The organism is Halolamina salina (assembly GCF_054653455.1).
Genome location: NZ_BAAIGE010000002.1, coordinates 1,074,918 through 1,088,383, shown reverse-complemented (window position 1 = coordinate 1,088,383; position 13,466 = coordinate 1,074,918). Strand labels below are relative to the sequence as shown.

General features: G+C 69.3%; 15 protein-coding genes, 1 tRNA gene and 1 pseudogene. 9 read left to right on the top strand and 8 right to left on the bottom strand.

Translation table 11 applies throughout. The features are described 5' to 3' along the window. Window positions 1–47: 47 nt before the first annotated feature. Together ACYQZ5_RS06155 and ACYQZ5_RS06150 are read left to right on the top strand one after the other, a co-directional pair. Window positions 48–1,412, top strand: a complete 1,365-nt coding sequence (locus ACYQZ5_RS06155) for a geranylgeranyl reductase family protein (RefSeq protein ID WP_379817683.1) — start codon at window positions 48–50, stop codon at window positions 1,410–1,412. Window positions 1,413–1,490: 78 nt separating this feature from the next. Further along, window positions 1,491–1,877, top strand: coding sequence for a hotdog family protein (locus ACYQZ5_RS06150; RefSeq protein ID WP_379731711.1), 387 nt, complete (start codon window positions 1,491–1,493; stop codon window positions 1,875–1,877). A 19-nt stretch (window positions 1,878–1,896) separates the two neighbouring features. Here ACYQZ5_RS06150 and ACYQZ5_RS06145 read toward each other — a convergent pair whose 3' ends face one another. Further along, window positions 1,897–3,180, bottom strand: coding sequence for an amidohydrolase (locus tag ACYQZ5_RS06145; RefSeq protein WP_379731712.1), 1,284 nt, complete (start codon window positions 3,178–3,180; stop codon window positions 1,897–1,899). 87 nt (window positions 3,181–3,267) lie between these two features. On the opposite strand from ACYQZ5_RS06145, the gene ACYQZ5_RS06140 reads away from it, so the two are divergent. Beyond that, window positions 3,268–4,815: a Na+/H+ antiporter NhaC family protein gene (locus ACYQZ5_RS06140; protein ID WP_459845507.1), complete on the top strand. Its 1,548-nt coding sequence runs from the start codon at window positions 3,268–3,270 to the stop codon at window positions 4,813–4,815. Further along, window positions 4,812–5,057 carry a DUF7513 family protein gene (locus tag ACYQZ5_RS06135; RefSeq protein WP_379731714.1) on the top strand — a complete coding sequence of 82 codons (246 nt, stop codon included), beginning with the start codon at window positions 4,812–4,814 and terminating at the stop codon, window positions 5,055–5,057. Before ACYQZ5_RS06140 ends, ACYQZ5_RS06135 begins: the two co-directional genes overlap by 4 nt. A gap of 45 nt (window positions 5,058–5,102) precedes the next feature. Here ACYQZ5_RS06135 and ACYQZ5_RS06130 read toward each other — a convergent pair whose 3' ends face one another. Beyond that, window positions 5,103–5,429 (bottom strand): 30S ribosomal protein S10, encoded by a 327-nt coding sequence (locus ACYQZ5_RS06130; RefSeq protein ID WP_379731715.1) that lies wholly within the window; start codon window positions 5,427–5,429, stop codon window positions 5,103–5,105. Window positions 5,430–5,546: 117 nt separating this feature from the next. On the opposite strand from ACYQZ5_RS06130, the gene ACYQZ5_RS06125 reads away from it, so the two are divergent. Both ACYQZ5_RS06125 and ACYQZ5_RS06120 read left to right on the top strand, forming a co-directional pair. Further along, a complete protein-coding gene (locus tag ACYQZ5_RS06125) occupies window positions 5,547–6,005 on the top strand; it encodes a bis(5'-nucleosyl)-tetraphosphatase (protein WP_379731716.1) in 459 nt (152 codons plus the stop codon). Window positions 6,006–6,008: 3 nt separating this feature from the next. After that, window positions 6,009–7,034 carry a DUF5787 family protein gene (locus ACYQZ5_RS06120; protein ID WP_379817679.1) on the top strand — a complete coding sequence of 342 codons (1,026 nt, stop codon included), beginning with the start codon at window positions 6,009–6,011 and terminating at the stop codon, window positions 7,032–7,034. A gap of 37 nt (window positions 7,035–7,071) precedes the next feature. Here the strand turns inward: ACYQZ5_RS06120 and ACYQZ5_RS06115 are convergent, their stop codons facing one another. Together ACYQZ5_RS06115 and ACYQZ5_RS06110 are read right to left on the bottom strand one after the other, a co-directional pair. After that, window positions 7,072–7,530, bottom strand: a complete 459-nt coding sequence (locus ACYQZ5_RS06115; RefSeq protein ID WP_379731768.1) for a hypothetical protein — start codon at window positions 7,528–7,530, stop codon at window positions 7,072–7,074. A gap of 110 nt (window positions 7,531–7,640) precedes the next feature. After that, a complete protein-coding gene (locus tag ACYQZ5_RS06110; protein ID WP_379731769.1) occupies window positions 7,641–7,913 on the bottom strand; it encodes a hypothetical protein in 273 nt (90 codons plus the stop codon). 428 nt (window positions 7,914–8,341) lie between these two features. Between ACYQZ5_RS06110 and ACYQZ5_RS06105 the strand changes: the two genes are divergently transcribed. After that, complete coding sequence (locus ACYQZ5_RS06105; RefSeq protein WP_379731770.1) at window positions 8,342–8,515, top strand: hypothetical protein; 174 nt, start codon at window positions 8,342–8,344, stop codon at window positions 8,513–8,515. Window positions 8,516–8,672: 157 nt separating this feature from the next. Here the strand turns inward: ACYQZ5_RS06105 and ACYQZ5_RS06100 are convergent. The 3 genes from ACYQZ5_RS06100 to ACYQZ5_RS06090 all read right to left on the bottom strand — a co-directional run bounded on the left by ACYQZ5_RS06100 (window position 8,673) and on the right by ACYQZ5_RS06090 (window position 10,990). Then, a tRNA-Gly gene (locus ACYQZ5_RS06100) sits at window positions 8,673–8,743 on the bottom strand. Window positions 8,744–8,902: 159 nt separating this feature from the next. Continuing rightward, window positions 8,903–9,922: an NAD(P)/FAD-dependent oxidoreductase gene (locus tag ACYQZ5_RS06095; protein WP_379731771.1), complete on the bottom strand. Its 1,020-nt coding sequence runs from the start codon at window positions 9,920–9,922 to the stop codon at window positions 8,903–8,905. A gap of 93 nt (window positions 9,923–10,015) precedes the next feature. Continuing rightward, complete coding sequence (locus tag ACYQZ5_RS06090) at window positions 10,016–10,990, bottom strand: MBL fold metallo-hydrolase (protein WP_379731772.1); 975 nt, start codon at window positions 10,988–10,990, stop codon at window positions 10,016–10,018. A 113-nt stretch (window positions 10,991–11,103) separates the two neighbouring features. Between ACYQZ5_RS06090 and ACYQZ5_RS06085 the strand changes: the two genes are divergently transcribed. Further along, window positions 11,104–12,207, top strand: a complete 1,104-nt coding sequence (locus ACYQZ5_RS06085; RefSeq protein WP_459845502.1) for a DnaJ domain-containing protein — start codon at window positions 11,104–11,106, stop codon at window positions 12,205–12,207. Between the two features lie 6 nt (window positions 12,208–12,213). Here ACYQZ5_RS06085 and ACYQZ5_RS06080 read toward each other — a convergent pair whose 3' ends face one another. Continuing rightward, window positions 12,214–12,849, bottom strand: coding sequence for a uracil-DNA glycosylase family protein (locus tag ACYQZ5_RS06080; RefSeq protein WP_379730734.1), 636 nt, complete (start codon window positions 12,847–12,849; stop codon window positions 12,214–12,216). Between the two features lie 100 nt (window positions 12,850–12,949). Here ACYQZ5_RS06080 and ACYQZ5_RS06075 point away from each other — a divergent pair. Next, window positions 12,950–13,444: pseudogene (locus tag ACYQZ5_RS06075) on the top strand (DUF5797 family protein); the annotation flags it as partial. Window positions 13,445–13,466: the final 22 nt, after the last annotated feature.

The following is a 13,466-nucleotide window of genomic DNA, read 5'->3' as shown; positions in this document are numbered from 1 at the left end:
ACGCTCGTGATAAAGAGTTTTGCACCCGCCCACCCGAGGGTTGGCAAATGAGTACCCACGAGTACGACATCGTCGTCGTCGGTTCCGGCACCTCGGGCTGCTACGCGGCGGCGACGGCCGCTCGCGAGGGGCTCGACGTGGCGATCGTCGAGCGCAAGAGCGAGTCGGAGGCCGGCCACATCGCCTGCGGCGACGCGCTGAAGGGCGCGGACTCGTTCCCGGACGCGATCCCCAAGTCGAAGATCGAGTCCTCGTTCACCAACACCGGCGTCGATCACGGGCGCTTCGAGATCCCCTCGGAGGACACCGTCCTGAACATCCCCGTCCCCGGCGAACTCGCGGTGATCGACCGCTGGGAGTACGGCCGCAAGCTCATCGAGGGCGCCGAGGCGGCCGGCGTGGAGTTCCACTACGACGTGGTCGTCAACGACGTGCTGCAGGAGAACGGCCGCGTGGAGGGCGTCCGCGGCAAGCGCAACGGCGAGGTCGAGACGTTCGAGGCCGAGATCACCGTCGACGCCGCGGGCGCGCTGTCGGTGCTGCAGGACAACGCCGACTTCTCCGACGCCACGTTCGACACCAACGTCTCCTACACCCAGTTCTGCTCGGCGTACCGCGAGATCGTCGAGGTGCCCGAGCCCGTCGACTGGGACGACGCGCTCGTGTTCAAGCCGACCGACCGCGCCTCGGGCTACCTCTGGTACTTCCCCCGCACGCCGACGGAGATCAACGTCGGCCTCGGCTTCCAGATGACCGAGGAGCCGATGAAGCTCGTCGAGGACCTCAAGAAGGATCTCCGGAGCCGCCCGGAGTTCGAGGGCGCGAAAGTGGTCGACAAGCTCGGTGCCGCGCTGCCGACCCGCCGGCCGTACGACTCCGCGACGGCGCCGGGGCTGGTCGCGGTCGGCGACGCCGCCGGCCTCGTCAACCCCACCACCGGCGGCGGGATCGCGGGCGCCGCCTACTCCGGGCAGTACGCCGCCGAGGAGGCGATCTCGGCCATCTCGGCCGGCCGGACCGACGAGGAGCTCTGGCGGTACAACGAGCGCGTGATGGACCACTTCGGCGCGCGCTACGCCGCGCTCGACGTGTACAACGTGCTCTCGACGGCCGTCGAGGTCGACGAACTCACGTCGATGCTCGCCTCGCTGCCCGGCGAGCCGATCGCGGAGGCGCTGTACTCCGGGAAGACCTCGATCGGCCCGAAGACCGCGCTCAAGACGCTGCGCGGCGCGGTCGGCCACCTCGACCAGCTCTGGGAGATCTACCAGGTCCGCAACCTCGCGGAGGAGCTACTCGAACACTACGAGGCCTACCCCGACCGCCCCTCGGCGCTGCCGCGCTGGCAGGAGCAGCGCGACTCCATCATGGAGCGCGTCTACGAGCGGACGGGCGCCGATCCGAAGTACTGAGCGGACGCGGTTTTCTCACTGCCGGAAACGACCAGCGCGACCCCCCCGTTCAAATGCTGTGGCGCCGAGGGTGACGCCATGGACGCGCCACTGGAGGGGAAGACGATCACGTTCGAGCGGACGTTCACCGTCGACGACGTGCAGCGGTACGCGGAGCTGTCCGGCGACGACCAGCCACGGCACACCGAACCGGACGAGGACGGGCGGGTGATGGTGCAGGGGCTGTTGACGGCGACGATGCCGACGAAGCTGGGCAGCGACCGCGAGGTGCTCGCTCCCCGTATGGATTTGCGGTTCCGCGAACCCGTCTACAGGGGCGAGCAGATCACCTGCTACGCGACCTACGACGAGGTCGTCGAGCGGGACGACCGCTACGCGTTCACGTGGGACGTGGTCTGTGAGAACGACGACGGAGAGACGGTCCTCGAAGGCACCGACGACGGGATCATCTGGAAAGACGACTGACGGGTGAGGGTGTGCGGCTCTACGCGTCGGTCTCCGAGAGTGCCTCGATCGCGCCCGCGAGCGTCTCGACGCCGATACGCAGCGACGCCTCGTCCACGTCGAACGTCGACGTGTGGTGGCCGCCGGGGTGGTCGGTGCCGAGGCCGACGTAGCAGGCCCGCCCGCCCTGCTGTTCGACGCGGTTCATCAGGTACGTCGCGTCCTCGCTGCCGCCGAGGTCGTCGTGGTCCATGATGGAGTCGACGCCCTCGACACCCTCGGCCACGTCGGCGACGATCGACGCGAGTTCCTCGTCGCTCTCCGCCGAGGGCGCTCGGGAGTTCAGCGTGCGCTCGACTTCCACGTCGTGGGTCGTCGCAGCGCCGTCGAGCACGCGGCCGGTCTTCTCCCACATGTACTCCATCAGGTCCGTCGTCTGGCCCCGGACCTCACACTCCATCCGCGCGCGCTCGGCGACGATGTTCGAGGCGGTGCCCCCCTCGACGACGCCGGCGTTGACCCGGGTCGGTCCGTCGGCGTGGCGCGGGACGGCGTACATGTTGGAGATCGCGTCGGCCATGGCCTGGATCGCGTTGTCGCCCTGTTCTGGGTGGGCGCCCGCGTGGGCGGAACTGCCCGTGAACTCGGCTTCGAAGCCGGAGACGGCGAGGAAGCCGCCGACGCCGGCGACGATCTCGCCCGTCGGGTGGTCGAGTCCGATGTGGACCGCGTACAGCGCGTCCACGTCGTCGAGGTGGCCCGAGCGGGACATCGGGCCGCCGCCGGCGACGCGCTCCTCGGCGGGCTGGAAGAACACCTTCAGCGTACCCGAGAAGTCGCTGTGGCGCACTGCGTCGAGCACGCCAAGCCCGAGGGTCGCGTGGGCGTCGTGGCCGCAGGCGTGCATGTACCCCTCGTTCTCCGAGCGGAACCCCTCGGCCGCGGGGACGTGGTCCTCGTCGTCGGACTCGGTGATGGGGAGCGCGTCGATGTCGACCCGGAGGCCGACCGTCGGCCCCTCGCCTTGCTCGATCACGGCGACTGCGCCCGTGTTCCCCCCGTCGAGGCGGCCGAGGAGGTCGGGGTCGGCGCCGGCCTCGACGGCGCGGTCTTTCCACTCGGCGCGCGTGGCCTGATCGGGGAGGGACATCCGCGGCTCGTCGCTCTCTTCCAGCGCGTCCGGGCCGACGTGGAGTTCGTCCACGTCGCGGGCGCGGAGCGCCTCGACGATGCGGGCGGTGGTGTAGAACTCACACCACGCGGGCTCGGGGTGGCGGTGAAGCTCCCTGCGGAACGCGGTCAGGTCGTCGGCGTCTACGTGCACGGCCGACCGGTCGGCCCGCGAGTGCTTAAACCCCCTCTCGGGGGCGACCAGTGATTTTTATTACCACGCCTCGCGGCAGCATGATCCGTGAACACTGACCAACCGACAGAAACGGGCGGGGAATCGACGCTCCAGTTCCGGGGCGGGCCGGCCGTCAGCGCCGTTCCGATCACGGTGTTCGTCGTCTGGGCCGTGTTCCAGTCCGGCGTGCTGGGGATCGGCGACACGTCCGGCCTCGTCGTCGGGATGCTCGTCGGCCTGATCGCCGGACTCCCGTTCGTCCGGGGGGACTGGAAGGCGTACGCCGACGCCATCTTCGAGGGGATGACTCAGGAGGTGGCGGCGACCGCGGCCGTCGCGTGGCTCTGGGCGGGGATGTTCGCGAACACGATCCAGGCCGGCGGCTTCGTGGACGGCCTCGTCTGGCTGGCGGGCGCCGCCGAGGTCGGCGCCGCGCTGTTCCCGGCCGTGACGTTCCTGCTCGCGGCGGTGCTGGCGACCGGGATCGGCACCGGCTACGGGACGACGATCGCGTTCGTGACGCTGGTGTTCCCGGCCGGGCTACTGCTCGGGACGAACCCGATCCTCCTGTTCGGCGCGATCCTCTCGGGGGCGGTGTTCGGCGACAACCTCGCGCCCGTCTCGGACACGACGATCGTGAGCGCGGTGACGCAGGACGCCGACATCGGCGGCGTCGTCGCCTCCCGCGTGAAGTACGCCGTCATCGCCGCGGTGCCGGCGCTGGCGGCCTACCTGATCGCGGGGGCGACGCTGCCAACCAGCCAGCCCGCCGCGAACGCGGGCGTCGAGGCGGGCGCAGCGTGGGGGCTGCTCCACCTAATTCCCGTCGCGATCGTCATCGGCACGGCCGTCACCGGCCGCCACATCGTCGAGGCGGTGTCGTGGGGGCTTGCGACGGCGTTCGTGCTGAACGTCCTGCTGGGGTTCTTCGGACTCGTCGATGTGGGCGTCAGCGACGTGCTCGTCTTCTCGGCGCCCGAGAGCTCCGGGATCGCACAGTCGCTCGACACGGCGCCGCTGATCGGCGCGATCGTCGAGACGGTGCCCGCCGCGGAGGCGGGCGTCGGCGGCAGCCTCTACACCGGCGCGGTGGGCTTCTTCCCGCTGATCGTTCTGACGCTGCTGATCGTCGCCGGCGCACAGATCATGCGCGTCGGCGGCGGGTTCGAGGCGCTCCAGACGTGGCTGCTCGACACCGTCGCGACCTCCGTGCGCCGCGCCGAGGTGACGATGGTGCTCGGCACCGCGGCCGTCAACGCGATGGTGACGATCAACACCGCCGCCGAGATCGCGGTCGCGCCGTACATCCGGACGCTCGGCCGGCGGTTCAACATCAACGGCTACCGGCGGGCGAACATCCTCGACGCCAACACCTCGGCGCTGGGGTACATCTTCCCGTGGGGCGGCGGCGTGCTCGCGGGCTACTCCGCGATGCAGACGCTGCCCGGCGAGTACGAGTGGTTCACCGCCGAGATGGTGGTCAACCCCGCCGCGGTGTTCCCGTACGTGTTCCACGGCTGGTTCCTCGTGACGGTGTTCCTGCTCGCGGCCCTGACCGGCTTCGGGCTTGAGTACGTCAGCGACCGCGAGAGCGAGGAGGTGAGTCGCGTATGAGCCGGCTCGACGCGTTCCTCGCGGGGTTCGAGTTCCGGACGGCGACGCCGACGTACAGCCCCGGCGACGAACTGACCGCCATCGTCACGGGTCGGGACGGCGACGACGCGGTAATCCGGATCGGCGATACGGTGCTCCGGCTGCCCGGCGCCGCCGACGACGTGACCGTCGACGAGGAGGCTCGCGTCCGCGTCACCTCGTTCGACGAGGGGAGCGCGACCGGCGAAGCGGAGCTGCGCTGAGCGGTCGCTACCGACTTTTTCGTCCGGGGGAAGAACACAAGGAGATTAGCGGTACGCCTGGCTCGCGCGGCGCTCCACGTCGACCTCGACGCGGATGGAGTCGGGGAGGTCGGTCGCGACGACTTCGCGGGCGATGTGATCGGAGCCGTGGATCTCCAGCCAGCGGGTGTAGACGGTGTAGTTCCATGGGTCGATCTGCTCGCCCGGCTGGCACCGGCTGTACAGCGGGACCGAGTGGTGTTCGGGCTGTTCCTGGTGGGGACCCTTGCACTCGGCGCCCTTGCGCTCGACGCGCTGTTTGAGCCCGTCGACTGTGTCGTCCAGCACGTCCCGGTCCCCGCTCCGGAACGTGAGCGTCGTCACGAAGGTCATACTCGGAGATTGGGTTCGAGCGTGAAAAGCGCATCTACCGGGGCCGCGGGTCGGAGCGTGAACGCCGCTTTTGACCCACCGAAGCCAATTTAAGAGCACGACGCTTACCCGAACGCAATGACGGTCGAAGCGACGTCTGCCGGAGCCATCCTCTTCCGCGACACCCGCGGCGAACGGGAGTACCTGCTCCTGAAGAGCCGACCGGGGGACTGGGAGTTCCCCAAGGGCGGGGTCGAGGGGGAAGAGGAGCTTCAGCAGACCGCGATCCGTGAAGTGACGGAGGAAGCCGGTATCGAGGACTTCAGGCTCATCGACGGCTTCCGGAAGGAGTACGACTACGTGTTCGAGGCCGACGGGAACACGATTCACAAGACGGTCCACCTGTTCATCGCCCGGTCGTTCGAGGCCAGCGCGGAGCTCTCCGCCGAGCACCGCGACATGCAGTGGCGCGACTACGAGCAGGCGCTGAACACGATCACGCAGGACGGTCCCCGCGAGATCCTCGAGGAGGCCCACGACTACCTCGACGAGGTCAAGGAGGCCGACGGCGAGGGGTACGTCGGCACGCCGGCGTAAGCGGTGCCGACCCCCGCTACCGACTCGGAGTTCTCCTTCGAGCTCCTGGTCTGTCGCTGGGCGGAGCTGGGCTGGCCGCCCGGCGGCGACGCGAGCGACGCCGACGCAGGGAGTGACGACGCCGCGCCCGTGATCGTCTCGCGCCAACTCGGGACGAAGAAGCGCCGCTGGGACACGATCGTGATCGAGTGCGACCCCGCGGGGCTCGCCGCGCGTCGCGAGTTCGGCGACCGGACCATCGACGGCGACCTCCTCCCGGTGGTCCGCCACGCGCCCGCCGAGTGGGCGTACTACCGCGACGCGCTCCCCGATCCGGGCTACCCGTGGCGCTACGTCCGGGAGGCGATCCACCGCGCCGCCGCCCGCGGGCTGGTCGAGAAGCGCAAGAACGGCAACCGTATCGAAATCCGGCGGAAGCGACCCTACCCCGACTGGGTATCGCGAATCATCGCGATCGAGAACAAGCCGGACCTCGACGCGAGCGCCGCCGCCGCGCTGTCGGACCAACTCGAACACGACGTGGACACCGCGCTGGCCGACGAGGTGTGGCTGGCGACGGGTCGGACGGGCGAACGGGTGGAGCCGGCGCTGCTGCGACAGTTCCCCGTCGAGGCGGGCGTGCTCACGTTCGACTTCTCGGACGGCACCCACGGCGACGCAGCGACGGTGGACTGGCTCCCGTCGACGCTCGACCCGGAGAGCGACAGCGGGCGATTCGACGCCGCCGAGAAGGCGCGGCGACGACGGCTGATCGCGGAGCGAGCCTACGGTAAGGGCTGGCGCTCGTTCGCCGAGACGACCCGGCCCGACTGCCGGTGGTTCGAGCTCGCACGCGCCGGCCGCGGGACAGTGCCGACCTGTGCCGCGAAGGGTCGCTGCCAGAGCGAGGCGGAGTGTGGGCGCCGCTGTGGTTCGTTCGAGCCGGAGCCGCCGCAGTGGCGGACGAACGGCTGGCCGATCGACGGCGGGCCGGGGCAGGGCGTGCAGCAGCTTCTGGAACGCCGACGCGAGCGCGCCCGGGAGCGCTAAGGTTCACGCTCGCGGCGCTCGCAGAACCACGGAGGCGTCACCGCTGCCGCTCGGGATCGGCCGCGATCTGGTCGTACAGCTCCATGTAGTCCGCCTCGGCCCGCTCCAGTTCCTCTCTGAGCCACTCGTTCTCCTCGACGAGCCGGTCGATCGTGCTCTCGGCGTCGACGGCGTCGTCGTCGGTTCCGAGTTCGAGCGAGAACTCGGTCACGTCGCGGCTGAAGTGCTCGTCCATCGCCTCGAGGACGGTCTCGGCGATCTCCGCGTCGGAGGCCCCCTCGTCTTCGAGGTCGATTATCTGCTTCCGGAACCGGGCCATCAGTTCGCTCGTCCCGCGCAGGAACTGCTTGTGCTCGCCGTCCTCCAGATCCTGCGCCAAGGACTCGGCGACGAGGCAGATCTGTTCGACGAGCCGCTTCGCTTCGTCGACGTTGCCGTGGTTGAGCCGGTAGATCAGGACCTCGGTGTCCTGGACGAAGCGGTTCTTCCCCTCCATCGGACGTGTGGTGACGCGGCGGCGAGTTAGTTCTTCGGCTGTCGCATCCTGTGCCAGCGGCCGGCACTGACTGTCGAACGGAGCGAATCAGTGGACGCGAACGGGACCGCTCACCGGCCGTCGAGTTCGCCGGCGATGGCTTCGAGTTCCGACTTCCGGAACCCGGTGCTCTGGTCGCGGCTTTCGTCGACTCCGTCGACTGTCTCGCTGATCGCCCGCCGCATCACGTCCTTCCCGGGGATGTCGTCCGTCTCCACGTCCGCGTCCAGCGAGTCACAGATGGCAGCCAAGGCTTCCTTCGTGAACCCGGAGGAGACGAGCCGTTCGTGTCGGCCGACTTCAACGCGGATCTCGTTGCGTAGCTCGTCGACGGTCTTGGTCATACAGCCTCTCAGGAACTCTACGGACCTGTACCTCCCGGTCCACCGTTTCCGCCGTGCCAGTCCGGGGCCGGCTGCTGCCCAGCGCCGGTACAAGGGATACGAACGTGCTGTACGCTATCACACCCTGAAGAGGCTTTTACCGCTGGATACGCTACTCACAGTCGAGGTGACGACGACGTGCAACTACTCACTCCCGTGAACACGCTTCTCCCGGCCAAGGGGGGCCGACCGCTCGACCGGTTGCCGGTCGGTGGCCTCGGCCTCCGAGCCGGGGTTTCCCGCGTCGTCGTTCCCGCCGTCCCGCGGACGATCTGACGCAGTTCGTCCCCGACGGCCCCGTCCCGATTCCGAATCCCGCTTTCGTGCGCTCGGACACGGCGACGTGGCTCGTATCGCTCTACTGACGCCGACTCGACCCTCCACAGACTATGCACCCACCGACGCAGACCCAGGAGTATCCGACGCATCGCCGCCCGCCAACGTTCGAAACGACGCTGCTGCTTGCCGCCCTGCCGCTGGCCGTGATGTTCGCGGCCACGTTCCCGACGGCTGCCGCCGGCTTGTTCGTCGGCGCGGCTGCCGGGGCGGCCCTGCAGCGATGATTCGTCCCCTTCACGGGGATTGGCGGTGAGCTACCCGTTTTCGTTCACGTGAACTGCCGTAGAGCTGCTCTCGTCGATCGACAGACGGGTCCGCAGAGTTGACAGCGACGCCCGAGTCTCCGCGCGAACCAGAGAAACCGCAGGAGAACGTTCGGTATGCACCGACCGGGATTTGAACCCGGGCCATGAGCTTGGAAGGCTCAGGTCCTGCCACTAGACCATCGGTGCGCAGTCGGAGTAACCACACGCAGAAATAAGGGCGTTCCCCTTCGGCCCGATCCTTCAAGTACGATGCCAGGACCACCCGGCCCGTGCGCTGACCGTCGACGCCGACGGGGGAGCGGGAGCGCGGTGTGTCCGTCGGCGACGCCCAGCACCGCCTGTCAGCTAGTCGTCGGCAGCCGTCGGCTCGACCGCCTCGCGGCGTCGGGCAGCCTCGCGGAGTTCGTCGGAGATCGCCGGCGTCGACGCCGGATCGACCTGCTCGCCGTCGATCTCGTCGAGCGACTTGGGGAACGTCCGGAGCTCGTAGTGCAGCGCGATGCCCGCCTTCGCGCCCTCGCCCATCGCGACGGGGACTTGGTTGTGGCCGGGCGTGAGGTCGCCCACCGCGAACACGCCGTCGACGGAGCTTCGGCCGTGGTCGTCGACCGCGACGTTACCGTCGTCGGTGCGCTCCAGCCCCAGCGCGTCCGCGAGGTCGGCGTTGTAGTCCGAGCCGTACATCGGGAAGCCGCCGCGGTACTCCCGGACGGTGCCGTCCTCGAACTCGAACGACTCCAGCCAGCCGTCCTCGCCGGTGTTCATCCCCGAGATGTCGGTCTCGACCACGTCGACCGGGTGGGCCCGGAGCTGGCGGTCGGTCTCCTCGCTCCACTCCGGCTCGTCCCCGCGGAGCAGCAGGTCCACCTCGTCGGTGAAGTTGAGCATGATCATCGCGACGTGGGCCGCGCTCTCGCCGGTCCCCATCACGTACACCGGTTCGTCGACGAACATGTAGGCGTCACAGTGCAGACAGTAGTGGAGGCCCCGCCCCGTCCGGGGGAGCGGCGGCTCCGGGCGCTCGTCGGCGAACCCCGTCGCGAGCACCACCCGCTCGGCGGTGTACATCTCCTCGCCGACGGCGAGTTCGAAGCTGCCTGCCGAGCCGTCGATGTCGGAGACCATCCCCCGGACGGTGTCGGCGCCGTAGGACTCGACCTGCGCCTTCGCGGTCTGCAGCAGTTCGTTCCCGGAGGTTTCCTCGGTGATCCCGATGACGTTGTGGGTGTCCTGCATCATCGCCGCGCGGCCGCCGCCGCGGTCGATCAACACCGTATCGTGGCCGAGCCGTGTCGTGTAGAGGGCGGTCGTCAACCCCGCCGGGCCGCCGCCGACGACGGCGACCTGATAGTCGGATTCGCTCATAGACGTACTCGGGGCGTCGGACTGAAAAGGGCACCACTCGTGTGCGCGGCGGGCGGGAAGCCGCGCTCGGGAGCGGCCGGCGCCGGCCGCGAGCTACTGCTCGGGGAATAGCTCCTCGACGTTCGGCTCGTCGACCACGAGACGGTAGTCGGTCGCCTCCTGTTCGACGATCCCGTGGCGTTCGAGGTGGTCGAGGTGCGCGAACGCCTCGCCCGGCCCGTGGAGGATGTGGATAGTCTCCAGTTCGCCGAACAGGTGGTGGCTCACGGTCCAGGCGTCACACGCGCCGTGGCGGTCGAGCACGTCGATCACGTTCTCCGTCCGCTCGCGGTGGTGGCCGAGGATTTCTCGCGCGCGTCCTACCGGGTCCTCGATCGGGTCACGGTGGCCGGGGAGCGCACGGTCCCAGTCCCGATCGACGATCTCGACGAGGCTCTCGACGTACTTCGCGAGCGGCGCCTCCACCCGCACGTCGGCGCCGCCGACGTTCGGCGTGTACTTCGGGAGGATCGCGTCCCCGACGAACGCCTGTCGCTCGCCGTTCTCCTCGAACGCGAACGCGGAGAGCCCGGCCGAGTGGCCGGGGAGGTGGACCGCCTCGAGTTCGATCCCGTTCACGTCGAACCGATCGCCGCCCGTGAACGGCGTCACGTCGACGTCGTCGCCGGCGAGTTCGGCGTGGCCGCCGAGGAAGGAGATCAGCTCCTCGCGCGGGCCGTCCGGGATCTGCCACGCCTCGAACGTCTCCTGTTGGAGGGATCGGTCCTCCATCAGGGACGGCTCCTCCCCCGAAATCAGTCCGGCGTCCGCCTCGTGGGCGTGGACGGTCGCCCCGCCAGCGTCCTGAATCATCCCCGCCAGCCCGGCGTGGTCGTAGTGCCAGTGGGTCAGGAACACGCGGTCGACGTCCGCGGGCGTGACCCCGAACGACGCCAGCCCGTCCACGAACTCCTCACGCGTCGGCTCGGTGGCGACCCCGGCGTCGACGAGCACGGTCTCCTCGCCCTGCAGGAGGTAGACGTTGTTCTCCCCTTCGAAGACGGTGTTCCCGAGACGGATCCGTTCCATAGCGGAACTGTTCAGCCGTCACCAAAGAGGGTTCCCACTTCCTACGGCGGCGTCCGCGACCGTGGCGAACGGAGGGCGGTAGATTCAAACACGGACTGGGCGTATCGGGAGCCATGCCGGCGGACCTCTACGACGTTCTCGGCGTCCCCGACGACGCCGCCGCCGAGGAACTGAAGCGCGCGTACCGGGAGCGTGTCCGAAAGTATCACCCGGACGTGAACGAACACCCCGAAGGCGAGGCGCAGTTTAAACTCGTCAAGACGGCCCACGACGTGCTCTCGGACCCTGCCGAGCGCAAGACGTACGACCGGCTCGGCCACCACGAGTACGTCGAGAAACACCTCGACAGTCTCCCGCCGGTGTCAGTGTTCCCCGACGAGGACCTCCCCGACGATACAACTACTGACGACGGATCGACGGATAGCGGTCCGGCCACCTCCGAACCGATGGACGGGGCGGCGAAGTCGACGACGGGCAGCGCCGCGGATACGTCGACCGACACCGCCACGAGCGAGCGATCCCGCGGCTCGACCGCCTCGACTGAATCGACCGGTGGCTACGGCAGTACGGGAAGCGGCACGTCGACGACCGACGGCAGTTCGTCGGCTACCGAAACGACGACAGAGCAGTCCTCGACCGGTCGCAGCGAGGAGGGCGCCGGGACGGATCGGGACAGTTGGGATGCCGCCGCCAGCTCGACGCGGACGGCGACGGCCGACGCCTCGGTGCCGGAGGGGGTCCGTCGCCGGCGGGGGCTGAAGCGGTGGTACGGCGTCGTCGTGCTCTCGCTCCTCCTCTATGTGGGCGGCCTCGGCGCGTACGCGCTCCCGCGCCGGGCGGCGATGCGGTCGTTCCTCGGCGACGTGGCGGCGTCCCCGGTCACGACGCTCCTCGGGACGTTCCCGCTGGACTCCCCCACCGAGTACGTCCTCGGGGCGGTGCGGACGGCGACCGCCGGCACGCCGACGCTTGGGCTTATGCTCCTCGCCGGGACGGTGCTGCTCCCGCTGGTCGTGCTGACGACCGTCGGGCGGTTCGGGCGCGGCGCCGCGTGGGTGTACGCCGTTCCCTCGATCGCGCCGGCGCTCTGTCTCGCAGTCTGGCCCGTCGTCGCGATCCCGACGTGGGGGGCGCTGCTGGGCCTGATCGTGCTGCCGCTGTTCAGCGCCGGTGGATTCCTCGTCGACGTGGGGCGGTACCTGCTCGCGACGCGGTGAGTCGCGCTATCGGACGTAGTAGCTCTCCCCGCCGGGGAGGAACCGCCCGAGGTCGCTCTCTCGCCGGTAATCGGTCGACTGGAGTTCTCCGAGCGCTTCGACGAGCCGTTCGGCCTCGTCTCCCTCCCAATCGGCCGGGTCCTCGATCGGGAGCACCAGCCAGCCGCTGCCCAGGATCTCCTGCCCGTGGAGGTTCTCCATCTCGATCTCGGTCCGGTGGGCGCGGGCGGTGAACGTCTCGACGACGTGGCGGGTCGCGCGTTCGCCGACCGGCAGCAGGACGTGGGCGGCGATCGCGCGGAGTTCGGCGTCGAAGTACCGCTCCATCTCCGTGTACTCGGTCTCGGTCGGTGTGGCGTCGTCCGCCGGGACGCACATGTGGAGGTACGAGAGGAACGTCCGATCGATCTCGGGTTCGCCGCCGACGGTGTGGAGCAGCCCCGCCTCTCGGAGGGCGTCTTGGAGGCGTTCGGCCGCCGCCGTACCCGTGAACGGGACGCCGGTGTCGGCGCCGCCGTGGACGCCGGGATGGTCGCCGATCACGTGGAAGTCGGCGTTTGCGTCGCCGTAGCCGGGGACGAAGCGGTCACAGGGCGGCTCCATCCCGAAGGGGTTTGACACCCGGTCGGTGACGTTTCGCACGGCCGTCCGTAGCGGGCTCGCGGGCTTAGCTGGCGCGGTTCCGGCTCGCGCCCCGCCGGGACCGGAATAGCCATACGCCCCCGCCCCCCAGCCACGGCCGATGAGTCTGAGCGACGAGGCCAGAGAGCGCCTCGCCGACATCGTGACCCTCCAGCCGACCAAGAACAAAGAGTTACAGGACCGCTGGGGGATGGAGTCGGGGAGCGACGTCCACCAGTACCTCGAATCGGAGCTGAGCGACTACTACTACCGCGACGACGACAGCCTAATCCGGGCGACCGCCGAGGGCGTCGATCTCGTCGACGTCGAGCCCAGCGTCCCCCCCGAGGAGGAGGGCGGGGTTCCGGACCGGATCAGGGTTCCCGAACTCCACGCGCAGGTGCTCGACGTGCTCGCGGGACCCGAGGAGCGCTCCGAGAGCGTCGTGAGCGTACTCGGGAAGCTCCGGGAGGAGTTCGGTATCGATCCCGATGTCGAGGAGGTGCGGGACGCGCTGGGGAGCCTCCGCCGGAAGAACGTGGTCGAGGTGGAGTACCGGACGGTGCCGACGTTCCGGCTGGCCGCCGAGCGCAACGAGTTCAAAGTAGAGGTCCTCGAGGAGGGATTGTCGACGAGGA

Excerpts from the sequence above, each read along its gene's own strand:
- ACYQZ5_RS06155 (WP_379817683.1), top strand. The coding sequence starts at position 48 with ATGAGTACCCACGAGTACGACATCGTCGTCGTCGGTTCCGGCACCTCG.
- ACYQZ5_RS06150 (WP_379731711.1), top strand. The coding sequence starts at position 1,491 with ATGGACGCGCCACTGGAGGGGAAGACGATCACGTTCGAGCGGACGTTC.
- ACYQZ5_RS06135 (WP_379731714.1), top strand. The coding sequence starts at position 4,812 with ATGAGCCGGCTCGACGCGTTCCTCGCGGGGTTCGAGTTCCGGACGGCG.
- ACYQZ5_RS06130 (WP_379731715.1), bottom strand. The coding sequence starts at position 5,429 with ATGACCTTCGTGACGACGCTCACGTTCCGGAGCGGGGACCGGGACGTG.
- ACYQZ5_RS06125 (WP_379731716.1), top strand. The coding sequence starts at position 5,547 with ATGACGGTCGAAGCGACGTCTGCCGGAGCCATCCTCTTCCGCGACACC.
- ACYQZ5_RS06115 (WP_379731768.1), bottom strand. The coding sequence starts at position 7,530 with ATGGAGGGGAAGAACCGCTTCGTCCAGGACACCGAGGTCCTGATCTAC.
- ACYQZ5_RS06110 (WP_379731769.1), bottom strand. The coding sequence starts at position 7,913 with ATGACCAAGACCGTCGACGAGCTACGCAACGAGATCCGCGTTGAAGTC.
- ACYQZ5_RS06105 (WP_379731770.1), top strand. The coding sequence starts at position 8,342 with ATGCACCCACCGACGCAGACCCAGGAGTATCCGACGCATCGCCGCCCG.
- ACYQZ5_RS06095 (WP_379731771.1), bottom strand. The coding sequence starts at position 9,922 with ATGAGCGAATCCGACTATCAGGTCGCCGTCGTCGGCGGCGGCCCGGCG.
- ACYQZ5_RS06090 (WP_379731772.1), bottom strand. The coding sequence starts at position 10,990 with ATGGAACGGATCCGTCTCGGGAACACCGTCTTCGAAGGGGAGAACAAC.
- ACYQZ5_RS06085 (WP_459845502.1), top strand. The coding sequence starts at position 11,104 with ATGCCGGCGGACCTCTACGACGTTCTCGGCGTCCCCGACGACGCCGCC.